Below are 9,884 nucleotides of genomic sequence, written 5' to 3' on the forward strand. Positions count from 1 at the left end.
GCGGCGAAACGGGCGCCGGCCGGACGTGCTGTCCGGCGCCCTTTCCTGCATCAGGCGTGCGAAAAATTACAGCGACTTGAGGAATGCCAGCAGGGCTTCACGCTCTTGCGCCGGGAGATTTTCAAAGCGCTGGCGCGCACGGTCCGCCTCGCCGCCGTGCCACAGGATCGCCTCGGTCAGATTGCGCGCGCGGCCATCGTGCAGATAACCGGCTTTGCCACCCTTGCCCATGACCATGTCGGTGTACCCGATGCCCCACAGCGGCGCGGTGCGCCACATATTGCCTTTGGCCTGGCCTTCGGCAAACTTGTCGGCCAGCCCGGCACCCATATCGTGCAGCAGCATGTCGGTGTAGGGGCGGATGGTCTGGTTGCGCAGCTCGGCGAACAGGTGGCCGGTGCCGGTTTTCATCTGCACCGTGTGGCAGGCGGAGCAGCGCATGCCCTGGAACAGCTTGCCGCCCGCGCTGACCTGTTGCGCATCGACCCGGTGTTCGTCGAGCGGTGCGACGCCCTTCGGAAAGCCGCTGGCGACCTTGCGTTGCGCCGGCACGCCCACCAATGCCAGGTACTGCACGATCGACTTCAGGTCGGCATCCAGAATGCCTTTTTGCGTTGCGCTCGATGCACAGCCGGCCGGATTGGCGCCGCAGCTGCGGTTGCGATAGACCGGCGAGGTGACCGACATGTCGAGCAGCAGCGCGTCGGCGCTCTGGTGGCGCAAGGTCGCTTTCGCGGCCTTCCAGCCGAATCGGCCCAGGCGCACCGCGCCGGATTCCGGATCGAACACGAAGTTGGCCGTGCCCTTGACCCCATCGGCGTCAATCGGCTGTGCGGCGCGCGCCAGGATGTCCGCTTCCGGAATCGCTTCGAGCAGGCCCGTGCCGATCATCGGCTGGGCCGCGCGCAGCGAGTAGGCGTCCGGCACCGGCCCTTCGAAGGCGAGCGTGGGTTTGCGCAATTCGACGGTGCTGCCGTCGGCCAGTTTCACCGCGCGCGACTCAAAAGCCGCCACGCGTACGCTCGTGCCCCAGTTCTGCGCGCTGCCGGCAGGCGAGACGGCGTTCATCTGGACCGCGGTGCCGTACAGCGGATGAGGCAACTGCTGTCCGCTGGCGCCGATGGACGCGACGCGCACCGACATGCTGTCGAGCCGCTGGTTGAGCGCCGACGGCGCCGGACTGCGGCCGTTGTTGACGTGGCAGGCGATGCAGGCGGACTGGTTATAGTGCTGTCCTTGCAGGCCCACCACGGGCGCGTAGCGGTCATTGCCCGGCTCGTTATGCTCGCCCGTCAGGAAGCTGGTATGCACCAGGCGCCGGCCTTCGACGAAGCGCTGCGTGTTCTGCATGCCGACGTTGTTGTGCGGCTGCTGGAACATGAACAGGCCGTTGTCGGTGTAGTTGTACGAGATCGAGCCCTGGCCGCCGGACAAGGTGTCGTCCGGCAGCGGCACCGAATTGAGGCGCGGCTGCACGCCGTACCATGGCTTCAAGCCGGCGCCGACCACGTACACCCACTCGTACGAGTAATAGCGGATGCCGCCGCTGTCGCCCTTCGCGGCCATGGCTTCCCTGGTCGAGAAGAACGATGGTGACACTTCGATGATGTCGCCGGCGACCAGCGCACGTCCCGGCACGTTGGTGTTGTTCGGCATGCCATTGGCATCGATGCCGCCGTGTCCCGGGTAGCCCTTGATCAGCAGGGTGCAGGCGCCGTTGATGCCGTTGGGAGTGCTCAGCTTGCCGTTGGCGGGGTAGGGGACCGGCGCGCACAGGGCCACATTGCGGTCGACCAGTTCGCCGGGATTCATCCAGCCGTAGCCGGTCACGCCGGGCCGGTCGAAGGCGCGGAAGAAGGCGATGCCTCCGGACAGGAATTCGGTCTGGGTGTACTGGTTGACGATCAGCTGCGGCTTGGTGACACCCGCCACGCGGCTGTTGTCGATGATTTCGACGCCCCAGGTGCGGTTCTTGAAGTATTGCGGCACGAAGGTCAGGTAGTTGCCCGGGCCTTTATCGAGCGCCAGGCCGGTGGCCGGATCGACCGTCTCGTTGGGGCCGTAACCGATCTCGTTCCAGTCCTCGCCGCGCTCGCGGCCGTGGCGGGCCAGGCCGCGCGCCCCGAAACGGGTGACCAGGGTGCCGTCGGCTAAGGTGAACTGCAAGGTTTCGAGCGGGTCTGCCGAGGTCGGCAGCGGGGTGAGGGCGCTGCCGTTGGCGGGGAAGGGGTGGGCCGAGGTGACGGAGGCGGGCACGGTATTGTCGCTGCCTGGTGTCTTGAATTCCACCTCGAACAGCGAATAGCCGTACTGGGTGGCGCGCGCCACGCCCTGCAGGCGGATGAAACGGGCGTTGATGCCGAGGTTGAAGAATTCCTCGGTGCCGCCCTGGCCGTTGCTGACGTTGCGCACCTGGGTCCATGTCTGGCCATCGTCGGACACGCGCAGTTCGTATTGTTTGCCGTAGGCGTTTTCCCACTGCAGCTTCATGTAGCCGACCTGGGTCTTGACGCCGAAATCGAATTCGATCCAGGCGCCGTCTTCGGACTTGCTGGCCCAGCGGGTGGCCGCTTTGCCGTCGATCGTCATGGCGGCCGACATGGCCTGGTTTTCCAGGGCCGAGGAACTGGCCGCGACCGGCTTGATGGCGATACCAGGCTGGCCGGGTTGGCCTGGTCCGGGCACGGGCACCGGATTCGGGCTCGGCGGCGTACCGGAAAATGCCTGGATCTCGAAGATCGAGTAACCGTACTGGGAAGAGCGCTTGACGCCCTGCATGCGCAGATAGCGGCCTTTGCCGTTCAGGCCGGTGATGTCCTCTGTGCCGCCCTGGCTGTTGTCCACGGACCGGATGGTGGTCCAGCTAAGGTTATCGTCGGACACTTGCAGGAGATATTGGCTGGCGTGGGCGTTTTCCCAGTCGATCCGCACGCGGCTGATGAGTTCGGACTTGCCGAAGTCGAGCGTGAGCGATTCGCCGTCGCTAAAACCACTACCCCAGCGCGTGCTGTCATTGTGGTCGATGGCGGCCATGCCGGACAGGTCGGGCCGCTCGGCCGAACTGGCGCTTGCGGCGACCGGCGTGAGGACGGTTTCGGCCGCCGATCCGGCGTCGGCGACCATGCGCGACGTGCCGCCCATGCTGCCTTGGGCGGCGGGCGGGGATTCGCCACCACCATTACCGCCGCAGGCGGCCAGCAGCAGTGTCAGGGCGAGGGGAAGCCCCCGGGCCGCTAGCTTGCGCAATTGTCCCGGCGTCGCTGCGCGTCGGGGCGCGCCCGCTGTTGAATACTTCATGTTGACCTCGTTGTTGTCGGACTTCATTAACGTGATGCAGCCAGATCCACCGGCCGGCATGCTTCTTCTCTCGGGTTTGGCAAGGCAGTCGGCAGCCCCGTCATCGTGCGGTTTCCTGATTGCACCACATCCTTTGGCATCTTTATAACATGCACATATGACAATCTGGAAAGCTTACCATCGCTGCGGGCGGCTTTTTGTGTTGAAGTGTTGGAGGCGTGCCACGCCAAGGGGAAGTGTGTTTACGCAACCCGCACGCAATCGGGGTCTGACCTCTGACTCGAAACATTTCCCGCTCGACGGATATCTTTTCAGGGCCGATGGCGCTTCGGTGAGCTACGGTGAGGTCAGCCGCCGTTTTATCGCTTCGTTGCCACGTTCTGTGCGCCGGGGCATGTGCTCTAACTAAAAATATTTCTAATCAGAGGTCAGACCCCGGTTGGCAAATGAACCGGCCCTTGAACTTGCAGTTGCTGGCGTGGTGCTTACGCGAACGGCCTGCCATCGGGCGCCGGGGCAGCGTCCGGCCGATCCTGATGTTATACTGTACGTTAACACAGTATCCGAAGCTTCCCGCATGCACAAATTCACGCCGATCAATCTGGAACCGGTGCCGCGCAGCGGCCCGCTTCCCAGCGACACCAAGCGCCCGGACATCGGCATTTTCCACGTGGCCGACGACGCCCTCACCAATGCCAGCACCGACAGCGAAATTGCGCGCGAATTCATCGCCCACGGCGAATTGAGCGAGAAATCGATCGCCAATACGCAAAAGGAACTGTTCCGCTTCCTTACTTGGTGCCGCGAGGAAGCCGGCAGGTCGTTTCACCAGCTCAGCGTGGCCGACCTGAACCTGTACAAGGAATTTCTGAAAAATCCGCCGTCCGACTGGGTGGCGACGACCAAATGGCCGCGCGGCGATCCACGCTATCGTCCGTTCACGGGGCCGCTGTCCGACGCCAGCCGGCGCCAGGCGATGATCGCCGTCAAGGGCTTGCTGGCCTACGCCGAACAAACCGGCTACATGCGGCGCAATCCGGCGCGCCTGGTCAAGAACGTCAAGGCGCCTTCGGCCAGCCGCATCACGCGCTACCTGACCCCGCATGCGATCGCCCTGGCCCTGGCCACGGTGTCGGTGCGGCCCGCCGATACCCCGTCCACCTTGCGCCGGCGCGAGCGCGACCGTTTCCTGCTGGTGGCGTTTACCCATACCGGTGCGCGCCTGAACGAGATTGTCAGCGCGGGCATGGGGGCGATTTATACCGAGGGCAATGGCCGCTGGTGGCTCGACGTGGTCGGCAAGGGAAACAAGCCGCGCCGGCTGCCGGTGCCGCCCGAGATGCTGGCGGCGTTTCGCGACTACCGCCAGGCCTTCGGGCTGGCGCCGCACACGGCGCGCGCGGACCGCACGCCCCTGGTGCTGTCGAGCCGCAACCATGCGCTGGCGCGCATCACCGATGAAGCCGCCGCGCAAGCCTTGAAAGCCGTGTTCGGCGCCGCGGCCGCGGCCGCCGCGGCTGAAGGCGATACTGAAACGGCGGCGATGCTGCGCCAGGCGTCGCCGCACTGGCTGCGCCACAGCATGCTGACCAATCACGCCAACAACGGGGTGCAGCTCAAGACCCTGCAGGATACGGCCGGGCACGCCAACATCGCGACCACGGCCGCGTACCTGCATAAGACCGATAACGAGCGGCACGACGAGATCATCGCCTCGGCGAGCGGCAAGGGCGCCCGCTAGCCAGGGGCGGTCCCGGCCTGCGCTTGCGCCGGCGGACCCTGGCCCGCCTCGGCCAGCACCTCCATCAGCGCGCGCGCCGCGGCCGACGGGCGCCGGTGGCCGGCATGGATGGCGGAAAAGGCGCGCGTGCGCCCGCGCAATTGCGGCAGCAACTCGACCAGTTCGCCGCGCGCCAGGCGCTCGCGCACGATGAAGTCATAGGTCTGGCACACCCCCAGGCCGTGGGCGGCGAGCGACACCACGCCCAGCACGTCGTCCGACACGGTGATGCGCGGCGTGGCGGACCAGTCGAGGTCGGCCCCGCCATCGCGCAGCAGCCAGGGGGCGACGCGGCCGGTACTGGGCATGACGAAGGCGACGCAGGCGTGCTGGCGCAAGTCCGCGAGCGAGGCCGGCGTACCCGCGCGCGCCAGGTAGGCGGGCGCGGCGACCAGGCACAAGGGCGCGTCTTCCAGCTTGCGCGCCACCATGCCGCTGTCCGGCAGCTCGCCCAGGCGCACCGCCAGGTCGAATCCTTCCGCCACCAGGTCGACGTTGCGGTTGGCGACATTGAGTTCCACCCGCACCTGCCCATAGCGGCGCGTGAAGGTGTCGAGCAGCGGCGGCAGGCGGTAGTGGGCGTAGGTGGTCGGCACGCTCAGGCGGACCCGGCCGGCGACCTCGTCGGCCTGGCCCTGGATCGTGCGTTCGGCATCGTCGATCAGGGCAAATGCCGCCAGCGACTGCTCCAGGTAGAGCTGGCCGGCATCGGTGATGCTCAGGCTGCGCGTGGTGCGGCGCAACAGCTGGCTGCCCAGGCGTTGTTCGAGCCTGCCGAGGGCGCGGCTGATCACCGACGGCGTCGTCGCCAGGCTGACCGCGGCGGCGGTCAGCGAACCGTGCTCCGCCACCGCCATGAAGATTTCCACATCGCCCAAGTGTCCGTAACGCCGCGCCATTTTTGCCTTAAAAGAATAAGTGATTGTTTCTGGCGCCAGTTTATCTTCTCTCAAGGCGAGAATATAGTGGGTTTTCACCCATAACGATGGAAACAGACCATGAAACAATTGAAACCCCTTCTTGCCGCCGTGCTGCTCAGCCTGGCTGGAGCCAGCCAGGCCGCCAACGTGCTGGTCGTGCTCTCCGACGCCGATCACCTGGAACTGAAGGATGGCAAGACGTTTTCGACCGGCTTTTACCTGAACGAGCTGGCCCAGCCGCTCAAGCTCTTGCTCGACGCCGGTCATGAAGTGACCTTCGCAACCCCGGCCGGCAAGGCCCCCACGATCGACGCCAGTTCGCTCGATCCCATGTATTTCCAGGGTGAGGTGGCCACCCTCAAGCAGTACCAGGCCCTGGTCGACAAACTGGAAATGACATCCCGGGAGCGCTCGCCAGTGATCAGTCTGGCGCGGGTCGAGCAGATCGGCTATGCGCACTACGACGCGCTCTATATTCCGGGCGGACACGCGCCGATGCAGGACCTGATCCGCAGTGCGGAGCTGGGCCGCCTGCTGACGCATTTCCACCAGGGTGGCAAGCCCACCGCCCTGGTATGCCATGGCCCGGCGGCCTTGCTGTCGGCACTGAACAATCCGGCAAGCGCGATCGCGCGCATGGAGCAGGGCAGCCGGGCCACGCCGCCGGGCTGGATCTATGCCGGTTACCGCATGACCGTGATCAGCAACCAGGAAGAGGGCCTGGCCAAGGCGGCATTGAAAGGCGGCACGATGAAACTGCTGCCCCAGACGGGGCTGGAGCAGGCTGGCGCCAGTTACAGCAGCAATAGCGCGCCGTGGACGCCGTATGTGGTGACCGACCGCGAACTGATCACCGGGCAGAATCCGGCGTCGGCCCTGCAGGTCGGACAAGCCTTGCTGGAACGCCTGAAAAAATAAGGCCGCGCTGCCGGGCGGCGGACGGGCTGGCGGCGCGACTGCGCGTGCTTATGCCTGTCGGCCGGAGCGCAGCAGAAGGGCGGCAACGCCCAGGTTCCACACGGCGTGCGCGCCAAAGATGGCCATCAGGCTGCCCGGTGCGAGGCGGATGTCGGCCACCAGCAGGAACAGCCCCGGCAGCAAGCCCGCTGCCACACCCAGCGCGGCGCAGAGGCGCGACCATGGCCATGAGGGCGCCGATGCCAGCGCGTACGACCACGCCAGCAGTGCCACGCACATCGACAGCAATCCGGCCTTGGTGAGTACCTGGATGAGGGTCCCGAGCACGCGCAGCACGACATACACCATCGCGATCTGGTCTGGCGGCGCCGCGACGAACTGGCGTGCCAGCTGCGGCACCGCAAAGCCGTCGATCAGCATGGCGCCGACCACGATGCAGCAGCCGAGGCCGTAGGCGCTCAGCCCCATGATCACGGACGGGCGACGCCGCCCGAGCAGCGCGCCAAATACCGCAAAACCGCCGGCCAGCAAGGCCAGCATGACGATCAGGGCGCCGTGCACCACGCCGTCCATCAGTTGCAGACTGACCAGCTGGGTCAGGCTTTCCTGCACGGACGAGGCCTTGCCCGCCACCGGGTGGTGGGACAGGGCGATCAGCGCCAGGGCGGTGGTGCCGCCGATGGCCATGGCGGCGCGGCGGCGATGGGCTACAAGGGGAAAATCGGACTGCACGTGCATGGGATTCCTTTACTTTATGGATGGAGCCCCAGTAATATCACTGTCCTCAAGTACCGCGGCGGACCACTTTCGCGAAGCATCCGCTAGCGGACAATCGCGCCGCATTGTCCGATGACGAAAGGATCCGATGACCGACGAATTGCTGGACCGCCGCAGCCAGCGCACGCGGGCGGCGCTGCACGACGCTTTTGTGCAACTGCTGCTCGAGCAAGGCTATGACGCGCTCAAGATCGGCGCCGTCGCCGAGCGCGCCAATGTCGGTCGCTCGACGTTCTATGAGCATTACCGGACCAAACATGATCTGTTACGCGCCAGTATCGTCGGACCGTTTGCCATCCTTGCCGACCTGGTCAACCCGGGCGGATCGACCGGGCATGCCGTCACCATACTGCGGCACTTCCGGGATCACCAGCAGGTGGCGCGCGTCCTGCTGAGCTGGCCGACCAGGCCGCTGCTCGGCCAAACCCTGGCCGATCTGATTGAAGAACGCCTGAAGGGGCGCGGCGCGGGCCAGCCGTCCGTGCCCGTCGAGGTGATCGCGCGCCAGATCGCGCAGGCCCAGCTCTCGCTCGTCGAAAGCTGGGTGCTGGGCAGGCCGCATCTGGAGCTTGCCGTGGCGACCGACGTCCTCGCCCGCACCTCGGCCGCGCTGGCCGGCGTGCTGGAGGGGACGGACCAGGGTGGTGGGTAAGGCGCCCTCGTTACGCGGCCCAGGGCGGCGTGAACGGGGGCTGGTCGGCGATCAGCGCTTGTCCACCGACCGGAAGCACCGCCACGGCCCTGAACGGTGCGGCATCCGGATTGGTCAGCGTAAACATGGTGTGAGGGGGGACGATCAGGGCGCTGCCCGCCGTGAGCTCGTGCGTTTGATCGCCGATCGTTGCGACGGCGCGTCCTTCGAGGCCGACAAAGATCTCTTCGCGCGTGAGCTGATGCGGGATGCCGGGCGTGCCGGCGTTGAGCGTGACGATCCAGACCGCAGTGTCGGTCGCGCCTCGTTGGGGCGAGGCCAGGCCGGTGAACGAGGCGCCGTGCAGCTTGAAAGTGGGTGCGGCGCAAGCGGGGATGAAAGGCATGTCAGTCTCCTGTGATATAATTCACCAAAGATTATAAACCAAGGTGAATTAAATGTCGACAAACAATGCGACCGATTTTGGGATCTTGCTCAACGTTGCCTTCGGTACGTTCAAGATCCAGTTGCACAAGCGCCTGGCGCAGGAGGGATTCGACGATCTGGGATCGTCCTTCGGCTACGTCTTTCGCATGCTGGAAGGCCAGCCGGGGACCCTGAAACAGGTGGCCTCCGGGCTTGGCATCACGGCGCAAGGCGCGCTGAAGGTGATCAATGACATGGTGGCCAAGGGGTATGTCGAGCGCCATGACGAACCCGGCGACGGCCGGATCAAGCGCCTGGCGTTAACGCCCCGGGCCCTGGCGGCGATGGCGGAGGCCCATCGCTTCCATATGCAATTCGAGCACGACCTTGCCGCGAAGCTTGGCGCGAGCCAGGTCGCTGCCATGCGTTCGGCGCTGGAAGAGATTCACGCCCGTGCCAGTGCCGACGGCATGGCGCAGGTACGTCCTTTTTGACGTGGCGGTGCCGCGCTGCTCAATGCCGGCCGCTACCTGACAGGTGCGGCAGACGTTTCACCCGCACAAATCCGATCGGTCGCTCAACGGGGCGCCGAACCAATCAACACCATTGCACGCCGCCTGTAGGCGCGCCAAACAATGACGTGCGCCTATTGTCTTCGCCATGATGCCGCGGGAGGAGGGCGGTCGCATGACGAACGCCACCGGACTCAGAACGTGCGTCTCGCCGTGTCGCGTTCGTCGGCTGTGAAATTGCATGGCGGCCATCACGCCTTTCCCGGCTGACCGGCCGGCGCCTCTCCTTCATCAGCACGATCCTGATTGGTTGACTCACCACAAGCTGCCCGGCGCATCAATGATCATTTCGCATGACCCGTCGATTGCATGATTTCATTTGGGAAATATCATTGCATTTTTACACTTCTTGCCTGACTTGCCATCATTAGGTGAAATTACCTTGTTGGAATTGTAAAATTCCTAGTGGAAAAGTATGACTTAGGAAATATTTTCATTTCCAAGGCAAAATTACTAAACAAAAAAAAATTTCCGTGGATATATGGTTATCGGTAAAGTTTTGCGTGTCGAAAATAGTTTTTATACAACATAAATCACATAAATAGTTACAGGACAAACACACT

At 64.7% G+C, this 9,884-nt stretch carries 8 protein-coding genes; 4 read left to right on the top strand and 4 right to left on the bottom strand.

What is annotated here, in order from left to right:
• Positions 1 to 66: 66 nt before the first annotated feature.
• Entirely contained in the window at positions 67 to 3,297 is a 3,231-nt protein-coding gene (locus IV454_RS23800; protein WP_206088140.1) for a di-heme oxidoredictase family protein, read from the bottom strand.
• 577 nt (positions 3,298 to 3,874) lie between these two features.
• Between IV454_RS23800 and IV454_RS23805 the strand changes: the two genes are divergently transcribed.
• On the top strand, positions 3,875 to 5,038 hold the full coding sequence (locus tag IV454_RS23805; protein WP_206088141.1) for a tyrosine-type recombinase/integrase: 1,164 nt from the start codon (positions 3,875 to 3,877) through the stop codon (positions 5,036 to 5,038).
• On the opposite strand, the gene IV454_RS23810 is transcribed toward IV454_RS23805, so the two are convergent.
• Positions 5,035 to 5,976 (bottom strand): LysR family transcriptional regulator, encoded by a 942-nt coding sequence (locus IV454_RS23810; RefSeq protein ID WP_206088142.1) that lies wholly within the window; start codon positions 5,974 to 5,976, stop codon positions 5,035 to 5,037. The two genes, IV454_RS23805 and IV454_RS23810, sit on opposite strands and share 4 nt — an antisense overlap.
• 99 nt (positions 5,977 to 6,075) lie before the next feature.
• Here IV454_RS23810 and IV454_RS23815 point away from each other — a divergent pair, with 99 nt between their 5' ends.
• Positions 6,076 to 6,915, top strand: a complete 840-nt coding sequence (locus IV454_RS23815) for a type 1 glutamine amidotransferase domain-containing protein (protein ID WP_206088143.1) — start codon at positions 6,076 to 6,078, stop codon at positions 6,913 to 6,915.
• 48 nt (positions 6,916 to 6,963) lie between these two features.
• Here the strand turns inward: IV454_RS23815 and IV454_RS23820 are convergent, their stop codons facing one another.
• The gene (locus IV454_RS23820) at positions 6,964 to 7,653 is read right to left on the bottom strand and encodes a hypothetical protein (RefSeq protein ID WP_206088144.1); all 690 of its coding nucleotides are present in this window, start codon (positions 7,651 to 7,653) and stop codon (positions 6,964 to 6,966) included.
• Between the two features lie 127 nt (positions 7,654 to 7,780).
• Here IV454_RS23820 and IV454_RS23825 point away from each other — a divergent pair, with 127 nt between their 5' ends.
• Positions 7,781 to 8,344 carry a TetR/AcrR family transcriptional regulator gene (locus IV454_RS23825; protein ID WP_206088145.1) on the top strand — a complete coding sequence of 188 codons (564 nt, stop codon included), beginning with the start codon at positions 7,781 to 7,783 and terminating at the stop codon, positions 8,342 to 8,344.
• Positions 8,345 to 8,354: 10 nt separating this feature from the next.
• On the opposite strand, the gene IV454_RS23830 is transcribed toward IV454_RS23825, so the two are convergent.
• Entirely contained in the window at positions 8,355 to 8,729 is a 375-nt protein-coding gene (locus IV454_RS23830; RefSeq protein ID WP_206088146.1) for a cupin domain-containing protein, read from the bottom strand.
• 52 nt (positions 8,730 to 8,781) lie between these two features.
• On the opposite strand from IV454_RS23830, the gene IV454_RS23835 reads away from it, so the two are divergent.
• The gene (locus IV454_RS23835; protein ID WP_206088147.1) at positions 8,782 to 9,243 is read left to right on the top strand and encodes a MarR family winged helix-turn-helix transcriptional regulator; all 462 of its coding nucleotides are present in this window, start codon (positions 8,782 to 8,784) and stop codon (positions 9,241 to 9,243) included.
• The last annotated feature ends 641 nt before the right edge of the window (positions 9,244 to 9,884 follow it).

This window comes from Massilia antarctica, from assembly GCF_015689335.1.
Taxonomy (GTDB): Bacteria; Pseudomonadota; Gammaproteobacteria; order Burkholderiales; family Burkholderiaceae_D; genus Telluria_A; species Telluria_A antarctica.